The sequence below is a fragment of the Erwinia papayae genome, assembly GCF_058241465.1.
On sequence record NZ_JBZCHT010000013.1, the window covers coordinates 1,432,881 to 1,447,296 of the forward strand.

The following is a 14,416-nucleotide window of genomic DNA, read 5'->3' on the forward strand; positions in this document are numbered from 1 at the left end:
ATATGAAATATTATGCTAAATTAATATCGTTGAGTGATGATATTGAAGAGGAGGCTTTTTTATCTCTGGGAGAAAAGGAAATATATTGCTTTATCGACAGTGCTCCATATCCATTAATTGAAGGAAATACATATTTAGTAGAGATTAATTTGTCTTTCCTTGATGATGAGTTGCTGGATGAGGCAGACAGTATGCATCTATCCTTTGAGAGAGTAGGTGAGACATTTTCTTATGAAATAGTTGGCTTCTTGTCTGGCGATAAATTGATAACTGATGGTGTTGTTTTTCAGGACGAAATTTTTATAGAAGAATTTTCGTTTCTAAATTCTAAATATGTAGCCCTTAAGCCAGATAGAGTCAGTATCTCATTTTTATAGAGTCGTTTTAAAAAAGTCGGAGATCATACTAATTATGTCCGGATTTTTTATTGCCAGCTTAAAAGCACGTCTTGTGGACGTCATTACCTGTAGGTTTTGGTTTTGAGAGTTACAGACCAGGCAATGTCTTATTTTTTCGGCCTTTAGTACATCCTATGGTGTGCAATCAAAGCCACCTTTTATGAAGGTGGCTTTTTACTAATCGCGGAAAAGGCATCATGGTAACATTAAATGTACGGCTAGAAGATAAGCTGAACAGCAAGACTTGAGCAGTGATGAATGAGATTGATACATCACCTTGGGAGACAGCACAGTTATTGTTCCAGGTTCATAGCAGAAAATGAGCGTCTGCCGCTGAAGACGCTGACAGTAAGTGGTGAAAAGGGATTGTTGAAAGCGGTTGGCGAAAGATTTGCATCACCACGGACGAGAGTTATGGTCATCGCTGGATGAGCTATGGTGTCTGCTTCTGGGGCATTAAAAGAGGTAAAAAATTAGATTTACGGTCCTGAAGCAGTTCATAAACCCGGCCGAATCGCCGATAAATTCGGGAATGGAATCAGTAATGCTGGAAATTTTTTCGTGCAGCAGGCAAACATTTGTGATAGCCCGAATTTAAGCTTTATTCATCTGTCATATGTAGTGATTATCCACACCTTCCGCTTGCTCAAAATTAAACCCCGCAGAGATATAGAAATCATTAGCCGGGCTTTTTTTCAGGGCTATCAGTTTAATGGCTTTATCAGCATTAACGGCAACGTTCTGGATGTGTTCAATAACCTTTCTTCCAAATCCCTTCCCCTGAAATTTATTTTTAAGATATAAATGATCTAAATAAAGATGATCCACATAGTCCCGCAGGACATAAAATCCAATCACCTCATTCTGACAACAGATAATAAAGGTTTCCTGTTTTGCAAAGCCGGAAAGAAATCGTTGGCGAGCGCGTACAGGGTCAAATCTGTTCAACGCTTCGAGACTCGGACGCATAGCCTCAACGCGTATATCTGCCAGCATTGGCGCGTCGTCTGTGGTGGCAGGAATAATATCAAAGCTTGTTATCATAAAATCTTGTCGGCAGAGTCGGCTGGAAGTCTATGCAGGTTATATAATTTTTAAGGCTGTGTCTGCTTCAGACAAAAATTCAGATAGTTAACAGGCATACAGTCACACTGAAAATCAGTCTGGGTGCATCAGTAGGCCACCACATTTTGTGATTCTTTTCTGCTACCCCAGCCCTCTTCCCTCCTTGCTTAATATTGAGAAAAACTTACCTGATAACGCTTTGGACGCCGGGTGAATTAGAGCGAAGCTTACTATCCTTTATACATTTAGTGCGGTGCAAAGCAGCTGTTCTGCCGTGCCGGATTTCTGCACATACCCACGCAGCAGTGCTTTTGGCGATGTTCATCCGGCTTATTATAACTGTCATTCATTAATCTGATTTATATTATAAGGAACCGTTATTCTTGTTTTGATACTCATAGCTCACGCTTCACCCGCCTGTCATCGCTGGCGGTTGGGTAAGCCTTACAGGTAATCAAAAAATGGGCTATAGAGGAACTATCATGAGTGCCTACGATGTAGAAAAGGAATGGCTGAGAGTAGCTGGAATTGTGGCAGAAACGCACCAGGATGCCGATCTGAGAGGCTTCACCTATCAGGATTTCAGAAAATGGGTGCCGGTCATGGATAAAGACGGTTTTACGGCACAGACCGAACGCTGTGTGGCGGAAAATAAACGTAACTGCCTGATTGGCTTCACCAGTGGCACCAGCGGCAACCTGAAACGTTGCTACTACTACTACGACTGTGAAGTTGATGAAGACAGCTCCCGCTCCAATGTTTTTCGTAGTAATGGTTTTATCCAACCCGGTGACCGCTGCGCTAACCTGTTCACCATTAACCTTTTTTCCGCGCTGAACAATATCACCACCATGATGGCCGGTAACTGCGGTGCGCATGTGGTGTCTGTTGGCGATATCACACTGCTGACCCGCAGCCACTTCGAGGCACTGAAAGAGATCAAACTCAACGTGCTGCTCGGTGTCCCCTCCACCATCCTGCAATTTATTGATGCGATGCAACAACATGGCGTGCATGTTCCCGTCGAAAAAATCGTCTTCAACGGTGAAGGACTAAAAACATTCCAGAAAAAAATCATCCGCGATGCCTTTGGGGAACAGGTTTCCCTGGTCGGCGTTTATGGCAGTTCCGAAGGCGGGATCCTCGGCTTTACCGCCAACGCCAGCCATACGGAATATGAATTTTTGTCCAATAAATACTTTATTGAAAAGGAAGGGGACAGCATCCTGATCACCTCGCTGACGCGTGAGAACTTCACGCCGTTGCTGCGTTACCGACTGGGTGACACCGCAACGCTGTCACAGCGAGATGACAAAATTTTCGTCAGCGATATCCAGCGAGAGGATATGAGCTTTAACTTTATGGGCAATCTGATTGGCCTCAGCATTATCCAGCAGGCAATAAAACAGACGCTGGACCGCAGCCTGGAAATTCAGATCCATCTGTCCGTTACCGATGAAAGCAAGGAACTGGTGACCGTTTTCGTACCGGCAACTGAGGTCAGTGAAGACGAACGTCAGCGGATTGAAGCCGCGATTGCTGCCATTCCGGATATTAACGAAGCCTATCAAAAAGCACAGGGCAGCGTGTCGGTGGTGGCGAAGGATGCCAGAGATTACGCGGTGTCTGAACGCGGTAAAATGCTCTACATCATTGACCGCAGAAGCTAAAAAAACCGCCTGGCTTCTGAGTCAGGCGGGTGCAGTTCATAAAAGCGGCATCCCCTGATGACTGAGCCTGCCGATCTGATTGGATGCTGCATGTTTTAGCTGCGATTCACCATCCGGCCACGCTGGACGGCCGGACGCAGAGCAATTTCATCTGCCCAGCGTTGAACGTTTTGATAAGACCCCACGTCGAGAAACTCTGCCGCATTATAAAGTTCCCCTTTCACCAGTCCACCAAACCAAGGCCAGATAGCGATATCGGCAATGGTGTACTCTTCGCCTGCAATGTAACGATGCTCGCTCAACTGCCTGTTTAGCACATCAAGCTGACGTTTAGCTTCCATGGTAAAGCGGTCAATGGCGTACTCAATTTTTACCGGCGCGTAGTGATAAAAATGGCCAAATCCGCCGCCAAGGTAAGGCGCAGAGCCCTGTAACCAGAACAGCCAGTTCAGCGTTTCGGTGCGCCCGGCCGCCTCTTTCGGCAGGAAGTGACCATACTTCTCCGCCAGATAAAGCAGGATAGCCCCGGACTCAAACACGCGGGTGGCGGGGGTGGTGGAGACATCCAGCAGCGCCGGAATTTTCGAATTTGGGTTGATGTCCACAAAGCCGGAGCCAAACTGATCGCCTTCACCGATGCGGATCAGATGGGCATCGTATTGTGCTTCGCGCACGTTCAGCGCCAGCAACTCCTCCAGCAGAATGGTGACTTTCTGACCGTTAGGCGTGCCCAGCGAATAAAGCTGTAAAGGATGTGTGCCAACCGGCAGCGTCGTCTGATGACGCGGACCGGCGGTCGGACGATTGATGCTGCCCCAGGTGCCGCCGTGGCCTTTGTTTTCACTCCAGACTTTTGCTGGCTGGTAGTCATTATTGCTCATAAATGAAGTTTCCTTTTAGTATGCAGGCGCTGAAATAAAGGTAGCGTCGATTGCCGTGAAAAACCAAACGCGCTTGTTACATTGGATGTCAGGTATAGCATCGGCAGCCGTGTCGCGTTTATCTTTACAGAGCAATCCTGCCGCCCTGATGTGGAGCAAATCAAATGGATGAACAGAGCCAGACCGGACTGATCCTCAGTGAGCAGGGGGAAATATGCTGCTACTGGCAGCCTTCAATGCCGCATTACCATGATCAGGAGTGGGGCAGGCCGGTGGTGGATGACCGGCGATTGTTTGAGAAAGTCTGCCTCGAAGGGTTTCATTCCGGCATGTCATGGCAGCTGATATACCGTAAGCGGGACAGTTTTCGCCGCGCTTTTTGCGATTTTGATTTCCACCGGGTGGCGCAGTTCGGTGACCAGCAGGTTGAGCAGTTGATGGCAGACAGCAGCATTGTGCGCAACCGTGCAAAGATCCTCTCGGCAATCAACAATGCCCGTCGGGCGGTTGAGCTGGTGGCGGAAGCCGGTTCGCTGGCGACCTGGTTCTGGCAGTTTGAACCACAGCCAGGCCAGCGTCCTGCCACGGTGGATCTGGCGTGGTGGCGCAATGCCAAAACCTCGCCCGAGGCGATAAGTATGTCCAAAGCGTTAAAGAAACGTGGCTGGAGCTGGGTGGGACCGGTAACCTGCTATTCGCTGATGCAGGCACTCGGATTGATTAACGACCATCTCACCGGCTGCCATTGCCGTGAAGTCTGTGAAAACGCGCGGGCGCAGTTGATTCGTCCACGCTGAACTGAATTTATTATTGCTGTCACATCAAGAGGCCTGGCCAGTGTAAAAATATGGAAACCCGACACAGGTTGTTATTGTGTATTGAACGGCGTTGCGGATTGTTTATAGCGCCCGGATCGGTGAAAATGCCGGCCATTGATGATTAATTGCCTGTGAGGCCACTGCGCGGCGGCGTAATGGCGGCACGGCACCAGACAGAGTTCTTTTCATGACAAACGCACCCTTTATGCAGGAGGTGGCTCGTCGCCGCACTTTTGCCATTATCTCCCACCCGGATGCCGGTAAAACCACCATCACCGAAAAGGTGTTGCTGTTCGGGCAGGCTATCCAGACTGCCGGAACGGTGAAAGGCCGTGGCTCCAGCCAACATGCTAAATCGGACTGGATGGAAATGGAGAAGCAGCGTGGCATCTCCATTACCACCTCGGTAATGCAGTTCCCTTACCGTGAATGCCTGGTCAACCTGCTGGATACCCCAGGCCACGAAGACTTCTCAGAGGATACCTACCGCACCCTGACGGCGGTTGACTGCTGTCTGATGGTCATTGACGCGGCGAAAGGCGTTGAAGATCGTACCCGTAAGCTGATGGAAGTGACCCGGCTGCGTGATACGCCAATTCTCACCTTTATGAACAAGCTTGACCGCGATATCCGTGACCCGATGGAAGTGCTGGATGAAGTGGAAAGCGAACTGAAAATTGCGTGTGCGCCGGTGACCTGGCCCATCGGTTGCGGCAAACAGTTCAAAGGGGTTTATCACCTGTATAAAGATGAAACCTATCTTTATCAGACCGGGATGGGCCATACCATCCAGCAGGTAAGGGTGGTAAAAGGTCTGGATAATCCAGAGCTGGAGAAGGCGGTGGGCGACGATCTGGCCGCGCAGCTGCGTGAAGAGCTGGAGCTGGTGCAGGGCGCATCCCATGAGTTCGATAAAGAACTGTTCCTGGCCGGGCAACTGACACCGGTGTTCTTTGGCACCGCGTTGGGTAACTTCGGCGTTGACCATATGCTGGACGGTCTGGTGGAGTGGGCGCCATCCCCGATGCCGCGCAACACCGATTTACGTACGGTTACCGCCGCCGATGAGAAATTCACCGGCTTTGTGTTCAAAATTCAGGCGAATATGGACCCGAAACACCGTGACCGCGTGGCGTTTATGCGCGTGGTGTCCGGTAAGTATGAAAAAGGGATGAAGCTGCGCCAGGTTCGTCTCGGCAAAGATGTGGTGATCAGCGACGCGCTGACCTTTATGGCGGGCGACCGTTCTCACGTTGAAGAGGCTTACCCGGGCGACATCATCGGGCTGCACAACCACGGCACCATCCAGATTGGCGACACCTTTACCCAGGGCGAAAACATGAAGTTCACAGGTATCCCGAACTTCGCCCCGGAACTGTTCCGCAGGATCCGCCTGCGCGATCCGCTGAAGCAGAAACAGCTGCTGAAAGGGCTGGTGCAGCTCTCTGAAGAGGGGGCCGTCCAGGTGTTTCGCCCGGTGCACAATAACGACCTGATCGTGGGTGCGGTGGGGGTGTTGCAGTTCGATGTGGTAGTGGCCCGCCTGAAGAGTGAGTACAACGTTGAAGCTATCTACGAAGCGATCAACGTCTCGACTGCCCGCTGGGTGGAGTGCAACGACGCGAAGAAATTCGATGAATTCCAGCGCAAAAATGAAATTAACCTGGCACTGGATGGCGGCGATAATCTGACCTATATCGCCCCGACCATAGTGAATCTGAATATCACTCAGGAACGCTATCCTGACGTGGTATTTCGTAAAACCCGCGAACACTGACAGGCCAGATTTAAACTACACTTCAAAGCGATGCCCGGTGCATCGCTTTTCTTTACTCTTCCCTCGCAGACCTGCTTGCAGACTCCTCTTAAAAAAACTGTGTTCTGACTATTTATCCATCATATCAACCATAAAAAACGGTGAAATGCCAATTAGCGTCTATCTTTATTTCTACCGGACGCAAAATATGCGGCAGAGATTGCTGCGACGTCTTTCCACTACAGCCACGCCGTTTGTGGCTGACAGCTCACAGTTGTGAGTGCAATAACATGAAAAAGGAAATGCCATGAAAAAGACTAACATTGCAAAAACGCTTACGGCTGTACTGGTTGGTTCTGCGCTGATGACCGGCTACGCGCTGGCAGATGAGACGGCGACGACCACGACGCAAAGCACCACAGACAGTGCAGGTGCCAAAATCGACAGCTCGATGAAAAAAGTCGGTGGTTACATGGATGACAGCGGCGTGACGGCTAAAGTCAAAGCGGCCCTGGTAGATAACGACGCGATCAAAAGCTCCGATATCTCGGTGAAAACCCATGATGGCGTGGTAACGCTGAGCGGTTTTGTTCCTTCTCAGGACCAGGCAGAGCTGGCCGTTGCCGCAGCAAAAAAAGTTGAAGGCGTTAAATCTGTCAGTGACAAACTTCACGTTAAAGACAGCACCAAAGCCAGCGTAAGCGGCTATGCCGGAGATACCTCAACGACCGGTAAAATTAAGGCTAAACTGTTAGCAGATGACATCGTGCCATCACGGAATGTGAAAGTTGAAACCACCAACGGTGTGGTTCAGCTCTCCGGTACGGTGAAAACCCAGGCACAGTCCGACCGTGCGGAAGGCATCGCCAAAGCCATTGAAGGCGTGAAAAGTGTGAAAAACGATATCACTGTTAAACCGTAATGCCGACGTGGGTCGTTGCAGTCGCGGCCCTCAACAGTACTGAATACGATAAAACCAGGCCCCCTGAGGGCCTGAGTTAATAACACAAGCAGGTCTGTTTTTAAAATTGGTGAGGAGAGGCTTATGTTTCGTTGGGGTATTATTTTTCTGATTATCGCGCTGATTGCCGCAGCACTGGGTTTTGGTGGTCTGGCCGGTACGGCTGCATGGGCCGCTAAAGTCGTATTTGTGGTCGGTATCATCATCTTCCTGATCAGCCTGTTCACTGGCAGGAAGAAACTCTAGTTATCGTCCTTTAATACAACCGGTTATGCCACAATTTCTGGCTGGCCGGTAGAGTTCGCCAACGGGAGCCTTGTGCTCCCGTTTTGTTATTTCATACCTGCTGCCGCCTGCATTAACCTTCGCTGTATTGCTGTCACCCTCCCGCGTACTATTTTCTGCAACATAATGACAATAATTAACCGCTGCGATGAGCAAACAGTTTCAGCCAATTGGGGTTATTCTCATCTCATTCATCCCCCCGCAGGAGACTGATTTTGGGTCACTATATCCCGATAACCCCTGGCAATATTGCGCCACTGGCGTTCACGCCTTTTCGTCCGGGTAAACTGGCGCTGGTCTGCGAAGGGGGTGGTCAGCGTGGGATCTTCACTGCTGGCGTACTGGATGAGTTTCAGCGGGCTGACTTTAACCCTTTTGACCTGCTGATGGGCACCTCTGCCGGGGCGCAAAACCTCTCGGCCTACATCTGTGGGCAGCCTGGCTATGCCCGCCGGGTGATCACCCGCTATACCACCAGCAAACTGTTCTTTAACCCCCTGCGTTTTGTGCGGGGCGGACATCTGATCGATCTCGACTGGCTGGTGGATATCACGGCGAAAGAGTTTCCGCTGGCGATGGCGGCAGGAGAGAAGATGTTCTCTTCTGGCCGGGAATTTTATATGTGTGCCTGCCGCAGTGATGACTACTCGCCGGGCTATTTTGCGCCAACGGCGGCAAACTGGTTAAACATCATCAAAGCCTCCAGTGCCATTCCGGGAATGTATCGTCCGGGTGTCTTTCTTGAAGGCATCAGCTATCTGGATGGGGGGATCAGCGATGCGATTCCGGTCAGAGAAGCGGCCCGACGCGGTGCCGAAACCATTGTGGTGATCCGCACCGTGCCGTCGCAAATGACCTACACGCCGCAATGGCTGAAACGCCTCGAACGCTGGCTGAGCGACGGTGCCTTGCAGCCGCTGATGAATGTCATGCATCTGCATGAGGAGAGCTATCGCCAGACGCAGGAATTTATCGAAAATCCTCCCGGCGATCTGACTATTATTGAAATTTTCCCGCCGCAGCCGCTGGCCAGCATGGCGCTGGGCAGTCGGGTAGCGTCACTGAACAAGGATTATCATCTGGGCCGCCGCTGTGGGCGCTATTTTCTGGCGACGGCAGGCCAGTGGTTGCAGGAAAACCGTTTGCAGCTTAGCCGACAAGCGGTGGTGCCAGCCACGCCGGTGGCTAATGAGCCTGAGCGCACGGTGAACATGCCCGGCACGCTGGCGGATAACGATGCGGATTACAATGAAGGATCGCTGGCATGAATGCTGGTTTTGTTGATACCCATTGCCACTTTGATTTCGCGCCCTTCAGCGGCGATGAAGCTGAAAGTCTGCGGCTGGCTGCCGCAGCGGGGGTGGAAAAAATTATTGTGGTTGGTGTGGCTGCCAGTCGTTTTGCCGGGGTGATGGCGCTGGCTGACCGCTGGCCACCGCTTTATGCCGCGCTGGGTACGCATCCGATGGCGATGGCGGAATATGATGATTTCTCTCTGCAACGGCTGGAAGATTACCTGAAGCAACGCCCGCAAAAGCTGGTGGCGATTGGCGAGATAGGGCTGGATCTGTTTATCGCTGACCCTCAGTTCGACAAACAGCTGGCTGCGCTGGATGCACAGCTGCGGCTGGCGCGGGATTACGATCTGCCGGTAATCCTCCACTCCCGCCGTACCCACGATAAGCTGGCGATGGCGCTGCGTAAATTCTCTCTGCCACGGCGTGGCGTGGTACACGGTTTTGCCGGTAGTGAGCAACAGGCGCTGGCTTTTATCCGGGCGGGCTATGCCATTGGTGTGGGCGGCACCATCACCTATCCTCGCGCCAGTAAAACCCGCCATGCCATAGCCCGCCTGCCGTTAAGCGCGTTGCTACTGGAAACGGATGCTCCGGACATGCCCGTGCAGGGTTTTCAGGGAGAGCCGAACCGTCCGGAGAGAGTGCGGGTGGTGTGGCAAAGCCTGTGTGAAATCCGTCCTGAATCCCCGCAGGAGATAGCCGAAACGCTGCGTGAAAATACCCGCCGGGTGTTTGGCATTTAGCCGGGGTTGGTCATCCCGTACTGGGGGGCAGGGACGTCATGCATTTCCAGACGTGGTAGCCGCGGCGGATGTTACAATAATCACATTCTGTTGCTGCCGTTGTTTTCACCACTTAATGACCGGACACCCGCCCGTATCGCAAAATTCTGTGATAATGATCGCTTTCAATATACAAATACTGCAACGACACTATTATGCATGTGAAACTAATCACAGTTAGCAGTCCGCATAGACTGTTATTATTTTAACATTCTTCTGTGGAGAGCATTATGACTGACTCAACTGCCATCCGTGCGCTGCACCTGATGGACCTGACCACGCTGAACGATGATGATACGGATGAAAAAGTCATCGCGTTATGCCGTCAGGCGAAATCTCCGGCAGGCAATACTGCCGCTATCTGTATCTATCCCCGTTTTATTCCCGTTGCCCGTAAAGCCCTGCATGAACAGGGTACGCCGGAGATCCGCATCGCCACCGTGACCAATTTTCCTCACGGCAACGATGATATTGATATTGCGCTGGCGGAAACCCATGCCGCCATTGCTTACGGTGCCGATGAAGTGGATGTGGTGTTTCCTTATCGGGCATTGATGGCGGGTAATGAAGAGGTGGGCTATGACCTGGTTAGCGCCTGTAAAGAGGCGTGCGCCGATGCGGGCGTATTGCTGAAAGTCATTATTGAAACCGGCGAACTGAAAACCGCTGAGCTTATTCGTCAGGCGGCCGACGTGGCGATTGAGGCGGGTGCGGATTTTATCAAAACCTCAACCGGCAAGGTGCCGGTCAACGCCACGCCGGAAGCGGCGGAAATTATGCTGCGGGTGATTGCCGATAAAGGCGTCCGCCATCAGGTGGGCTTCAAGCCTGCGGGCGGGGTGAAAACGGCGGAAGATGCAGCCCTGTATCTGAAGCTGGCTGACGAGATTCTCGGCAGCGATTGGGCCGATGCGCGTCATTTCCGTTTCGGGGCATCCAGCCTGCTGGCCAGCCTGTTAAATGCGGCGGGTTTTTCCGACGCGAAAAGTGATTCAGCCTATTAAAGGTCAGGAGGAAACGTGTTCCTGCCGCAAGAAATTATCCGTAAGAAAAGAGATGGTCAGGCGCTGAGCGAAGAAGAAATTCGCTTTTTCATCAACGGCGTTCGCGATAACTCAGTCTCGGAGGGGCAAATCGCGGCGCTGGCGATGACCATCTACTTCCACGATATGACGCTGGCTGAGCGGGTGGCGCTGACGATGGCAATGCGCGACTCCGGCTCGGTGCTTAACTGGCAGGGGATGAATCTTCACGGCCCGGTGGTGGATAAACACTCCACGGGCGGGGTGGGCGACGTTACCTCGCTGATGCTGGGACCGATGGTGGCGGCCTGTGGCGGCTATGTTCCGATGATCTCCGGGCGCGGGCTGGGTCACACCGGCGGCACGCTGGATAAGCTGGAAGCGATCCCCGGTTTTGCTATTTTTCCGGACGATGAAACGTTCCGTCGTATTATCCGCGAGGTAGGCGTTGCCATTATCGGCCAGACCAACTCGCTGGCCCCGGCGGATAAGCGTTTCTATGCCACCCGCGATATCACCGCGACCGTCGATTCCATCCCGCTTATAACAGCTTCAATCCTTGCCAAAAAGCTGGCGGAAGGTCTGGATGCGCTGGTGATGGATGTCAAAGTGGGCAGCGGTGCCTTTATGCCCACCGTTGCGCAGTCCACTCTGCTGGCGGAGGCGATTGTCGGCGTGGCCAATGGCGCGGGTTGCAAAACCACCGCGCTGCTGACCGACATGAATCAGATGCTGGCTTCCAGCGCCGGTAATGCGCTGGAGGTGGGGGAAGCGGTGCGTTTCCTCACCGGCGAGTACCGTAATCCGCGTCTGCTGGAGGTCACGCTGGCGCTGAGTGCGGAAATGCTGGTATCCGGCGGGCTGGCGGCAAACATCCCGCAGGCGATGACGAAGCTTCAGGCCGCGCTGGATAACGGGCGTGCCGTTGAGGTGTTTTCGCAGATGGTCAGCGCGCAGCAAGGTCCGGCGGACTTTGTCGAAAACATCGATAGATATCTGCCCGCAGCGACCCTCAGTAAAGCGGTGTATGCCGATAACGCCGGGTTTGTCAGCACGATGGACACCCGCGCGCTGGGGATGGCGGTGGTGGCATTAGGCGGTGGACGCCGCCGTGCCAGTGATATGATCGATTATAGCGTTGGCTTCAGTGAGATGGTGCAGCTGGGTGACTATGTTGATCACCAGCGCCCGCTGGCGGTGATCCACGCGGCGACGGAATCTGGCTGGCAGGAGGCCGCCGCCGCGCTGAAACGGGCTGTCACCGTTGGTGAGAGTGCGCCGCCGGTCATGCCAGTTATCTGTCGCCGAATTGCCGGATAAACGGCATACTGTTCCGATCGATAAAATTTATGCTCATCGCGTTCAACACGCAGGAGACGAGAATGAAACGTGCATTCATTATGGTGCTTGATTCTTTCGGAATCGGGTACAGCAAAGACGCTGATAAATTCGGTGATGCGGGTGCGGATACCCTGGGGCACATTGCGCAGGCGTGCTTCAACGGTGAGGCCGATAAAGGACGTAAGGGGCCGCTGCATCTGCCCAATCTGACCGCGCTGGGATTAGGTAAAGCGGCGCAAGAGTCCAGCGGGAAATTTCCGCCGGGGCTGGATGAAGCGGCTGAAATCACCGGCGCGTATGCCTTTGCCAGCGAGCTGTCATCGGGCAAGGACACGCCATCGGGCCACTGGGAAATTGCCGGTGTGCCGGTGCTGTTCGACTGGGGTTATTTCACCGACAAAGAGAACAGCTTCCCGCAGGCGCTTCTGGATGAGCTGGTGGAAAAAGCTGACCTGCCGGGATATCTGGGCAACTGCCACTCTTCTGGTACGGTGATCCTCGACCAGCTTGGCGAAGAACATATGCAAAGCGGCAAGCCGATTTTCTATACCTCCGCTGACTCCGTATTCCAGATTGCCTGTCACGAAGAGACGTTTGGCCTGGAGAGGCTTTACCAGCTGTGTGAAATCGCCCGTGAAGCCCTGACCGAAGGCGGCTATAACATCGGTCGGGTGATTGCGCGTCCGTTCACCGGTGCGAAAGCCGGGCAGTTTGAGCGTACGGGAAATCGCCACGATCTGGCCGTGGAACCGCCATCGCCTACCATCCTGAAAAAGCTGGTGGATGAAAAACAGGGTGAGGTGATTGCCGTTGGTAAGATTGCCGATATCTACGCCAATGTGGGTATCAGCAAAAAAGTGAAGGCCACCGGGCTGGATGCGCTGTTTGACGCCACCCTTGCAGAGATGAAAACGGCGGCGGATAACAGCATTGTCTTTACCAACTTCGTTGATTTTGACTCCACCTGGGGACACCGCCGCGACGTGGCAGGTTACGCGGGCGGACTGGAGCTGTTTGACCGCCGTCTGCCGGAGCTGATGGCACTGGTGAAAGAGGGCGATATGCTGATCCTCACCGCCGATCACGGTTGCGACCCGACCTGGCCGGGAACCGAACATACCCGTGAGCATATTCCGGTGCTGATTTACGGACCGGGGATCGCGCCGGGTTCGCTGGGGCATCGTGACACCTTTGCGGACATTGGCCAGACGGTGGCTAACTATTTTGGCCTGACCCCGATGGAATATGGCAAAAGTATGCTGTAATCAGCGCAATTTACTGACCAGATAAGAAAAGGATAAAACATGGCAACGCCTCATATTAACGCTGAAATGGGTGACTTCGCTGACGTGGTACTGATGCCGGGCGATCCGCTGCGGGCTAAGCACATTGCGGAAACCTTTTTGCAGGACGCGGTAGAGGTCAACAATGTGCGCGGGATGCTGGGTTACACCGGTACTTACAAAGGCCGTAAAATTTCGGTGATGGGCCACGGTATGGGCATTCCTTCCTGCTCAATTTACGCCAAAGAGCTGATTACCGAATTCGGCGTCAAAAAGATTATCCGCGTTGGCTCCTGTGGCGCGGTGCGTGCCGATGTGAAACTGCGTGATGTGGTGATTGGCATGGGCGCATCCACCGATTCAAAAGTGAACCGGATGCGTTTCAAAGATCATGATTTTGCCGCCATTGCGGATTTTGATATGGTGCGCAACGCCGTAGACGCGGCGAAAGCGCTGGGCGTTCAGGCGCGGGTGGGCAATCTCTTTTCTGCCGATCTGTTCTACTCTCCGGACCCGCAGATGTTCGATGTGATGGAGAAATACGGCATTCTGGGCGTGGAAATGGAAGCGGCCGGGATCTACGGCGTGGCGGCAGAATTTGGGGCCAAAGCGTTAGCCATCTGTACCGTTTCCGATCATATCCGCAGCGGCGAACAGACCACCGCCGCAGAGCGCCAGACCACCTTCAGCGAGATGATCGAAATCGCGCTGGAGTCGGTGCTGCTGGGCGACAAAGCCTGATTTGACCGTTATCGATTTTGCTGACCGGTGCCTGCCGGTCAGCTGTTTTCAGCCTCGTCACCAAATCCTTCCTGCTATCTATTCATTATTTGACTGCATCTGTATGAATTTTTCT

At 52.8% G+C, this 14,416-nt stretch carries 13 protein-coding genes and 1 pseudogene; 12 read left to right on the forward strand and 2 right to left on the reverse strand.

Annotation, left to right across the window (positions count from 1 at the left end; all coding sequences use genetic code 11):
- Positions 1-2: 2 nt before the first annotated feature.
- The gene (locus AC3RPL_RS22855) at positions 3-377 is read left to right on the forward strand and encodes a UCP019853 family protein (protein ID WP_490741645.1); all 375 of its coding nucleotides are present in this window, start codon (positions 3-5) and stop codon (positions 375-377) included.
- Between the two features lie 633 nt (positions 378-1,010).
- Here the strand turns inward: AC3RPL_RS22855 and AC3RPL_RS22860 are convergent.
- Complete coding sequence (locus tag AC3RPL_RS22860; RefSeq protein WP_490741646.1) at positions 1,011-1,442, reverse strand: GNAT family N-acetyltransferase; 432 nt, start codon at positions 1,440-1,442, stop codon at positions 1,011-1,013.
- Positions 1,443-1,945: 503 nt separating this feature from the next.
- Between AC3RPL_RS22860 and AC3RPL_RS22865 the strand changes: the two genes are divergently transcribed.
- A complete protein-coding gene (locus tag AC3RPL_RS22865; RefSeq protein WP_490741647.1) occupies positions 1,946-3,133 on the forward strand; it encodes a phenylacetate--CoA ligase family protein in 1,188 nt (395 codons plus the stop codon).
- A gap of 98 nt (positions 3,134-3,231) precedes the next feature.
- Here the strand turns inward: AC3RPL_RS22865 and yghU are convergent.
- A pseudogene (yghU, locus tag AC3RPL_RS22870) lies at positions 3,232-4,014 on the reverse strand (glutathione-dependent disulfide-bond oxidoreductase); the annotation flags it as partial.
- Between the two features lie 164 nt (positions 4,015-4,178).
- On the opposite strand from yghU, the gene AC3RPL_RS22875 reads away from it, so the two are divergent.
- From AC3RPL_RS22875 to deoD, 10 genes are all read left to right on the forward strand, one after another.
- Positions 4,179-4,811, forward strand: coding sequence for a DNA-3-methyladenine glycosylase I (locus AC3RPL_RS22875; protein ID WP_490741648.1), 633 nt, complete (start codon positions 4,179-4,181; stop codon positions 4,809-4,811).
- Between the two features lie 208 nt (positions 4,812-5,019).
- Positions 5,020-6,609, forward strand: a complete 1,590-nt coding sequence (prfC, locus tag AC3RPL_RS22880) for a peptide chain release factor 3 (RefSeq protein ID WP_490741649.1) — start codon at positions 5,020-5,022, stop codon at positions 6,607-6,609.
- A gap of 286 nt (positions 6,610-6,895) precedes the next feature.
- Complete coding sequence (osmY, locus tag AC3RPL_RS22885) at positions 6,896-7,510, forward strand: molecular chaperone OsmY (protein WP_490741650.1); 615 nt, start codon at positions 6,896-6,898, stop codon at positions 7,508-7,510.
- A gap of 123 nt (positions 7,511-7,633) precedes the next feature.
- Positions 7,634-7,795, forward strand: coding sequence for a DUF1328 domain-containing protein (locus AC3RPL_RS22890; RefSeq protein WP_071995045.1), 162 nt, complete (start codon positions 7,634-7,636; stop codon positions 7,793-7,795).
- A gap of 254 nt (positions 7,796-8,049) precedes the next feature.
- On the forward strand, positions 8,050-9,102 hold the full coding sequence (locus AC3RPL_RS22895; RefSeq protein WP_490741651.1) for a patatin-like phospholipase family protein: 1,053 nt from the start codon (positions 8,050-8,052) through the stop codon (positions 9,100-9,102).
- Positions 9,099-9,875: a TatD family hydrolase gene (locus AC3RPL_RS22900; protein ID WP_490741652.1), complete on the forward strand. Its 777-nt coding sequence runs from the start codon at positions 9,099-9,101 to the stop codon at positions 9,873-9,875. Before AC3RPL_RS22895 ends, AC3RPL_RS22900 begins: the two co-directional genes overlap by 4 nt.
- Positions 9,876-10,144: 269 nt before the next feature.
- Complete coding sequence (gene deoC / locus AC3RPL_RS22905; protein WP_490741653.1) at positions 10,145-10,918, forward strand: deoxyribose-phosphate aldolase; 774 nt, start codon at positions 10,145-10,147, stop codon at positions 10,916-10,918.
- A 15-nt stretch (positions 10,919-10,933) separates the two neighbouring features.
- Positions 10,934-12,256: a thymidine phosphorylase gene (deoA, locus tag AC3RPL_RS22910; RefSeq protein WP_490741654.1), complete on the forward strand. Its 1,323-nt coding sequence runs from the start codon at positions 10,934-10,936 to the stop codon at positions 12,254-12,256.
- Positions 12,257-12,318: 62 nt separating this feature from the next.
- Positions 12,319-13,542, forward strand: coding sequence for a phosphopentomutase (gene deoB / locus AC3RPL_RS22915; protein ID WP_034939645.1), 1,224 nt, complete (start codon positions 12,319-12,321; stop codon positions 13,540-13,542).
- Positions 13,543-13,581: 39 nt separating this feature from the next.
- Positions 13,582-14,301: a purine-nucleoside phosphorylase gene (gene deoD / locus AC3RPL_RS22920; protein ID WP_034939647.1), complete on the forward strand. Its 720-nt coding sequence runs from the start codon at positions 13,582-13,584 to the stop codon at positions 14,299-14,301.
- Positions 14,302-14,416: the final 115 nt, after the last annotated feature.

Excerpts from the sequence above, each read along its gene's own strand:
- AC3RPL_RS22855 (WP_490741645.1), top strand. The coding sequence starts at position 3 with ATGAAATATTATGCTAAATTAATATCGTTGAGTGATGATATTGAAGAG.
- AC3RPL_RS22860 (WP_490741646.1), bottom strand. The coding sequence starts at position 1,442 with ATGATAACAAGCTTTGATATTATTCCTGCCACCACAGACGACGCGCCA.
- AC3RPL_RS22865 (WP_490741647.1), top strand. The coding sequence starts at position 1,946 with ATGAGTGCCTACGATGTAGAAAAGGAATGGCTGAGAGTAGCTGGAATT.
- AC3RPL_RS22875 (WP_490741648.1), top strand. The coding sequence starts at position 4,179 with ATGGATGAACAGAGCCAGACCGGACTGATCCTCAGTGAGCAGGGGGAA.
- prfC (WP_490741649.1), top strand. The coding sequence starts at position 5,020 with ATGACAAACGCACCCTTTATGCAGGAGGTGGCTCGTCGCCGCACTTTT.
- osmY (WP_490741650.1), top strand. The coding sequence starts at position 6,896 with ATGAAAAAGACTAACATTGCAAAAACGCTTACGGCTGTACTGGTTGGT.
- AC3RPL_RS22890 (WP_071995045.1), top strand. The coding sequence starts at position 7,634 with ATGTTTCGTTGGGGTATTATTTTTCTGATTATCGCGCTGATTGCCGCA.
- AC3RPL_RS22900 (WP_490741652.1), top strand. The coding sequence starts at position 9,099 with ATGAATGCTGGTTTTGTTGATACCCATTGCCACTTTGATTTCGCGCCC.
- deoC (WP_490741653.1), top strand. The coding sequence starts at position 10,145 with ATGACTGACTCAACTGCCATCCGTGCGCTGCACCTGATGGACCTGACC.
- deoB (WP_034939645.1), top strand. The coding sequence starts at position 12,319 with ATGAAACGTGCATTCATTATGGTGCTTGATTCTTTCGGAATCGGGTAC.
- deoD (WP_034939647.1), top strand. The coding sequence starts at position 13,582 with ATGGCAACGCCTCATATTAACGCTGAAATGGGTGACTTCGCTGACGTG.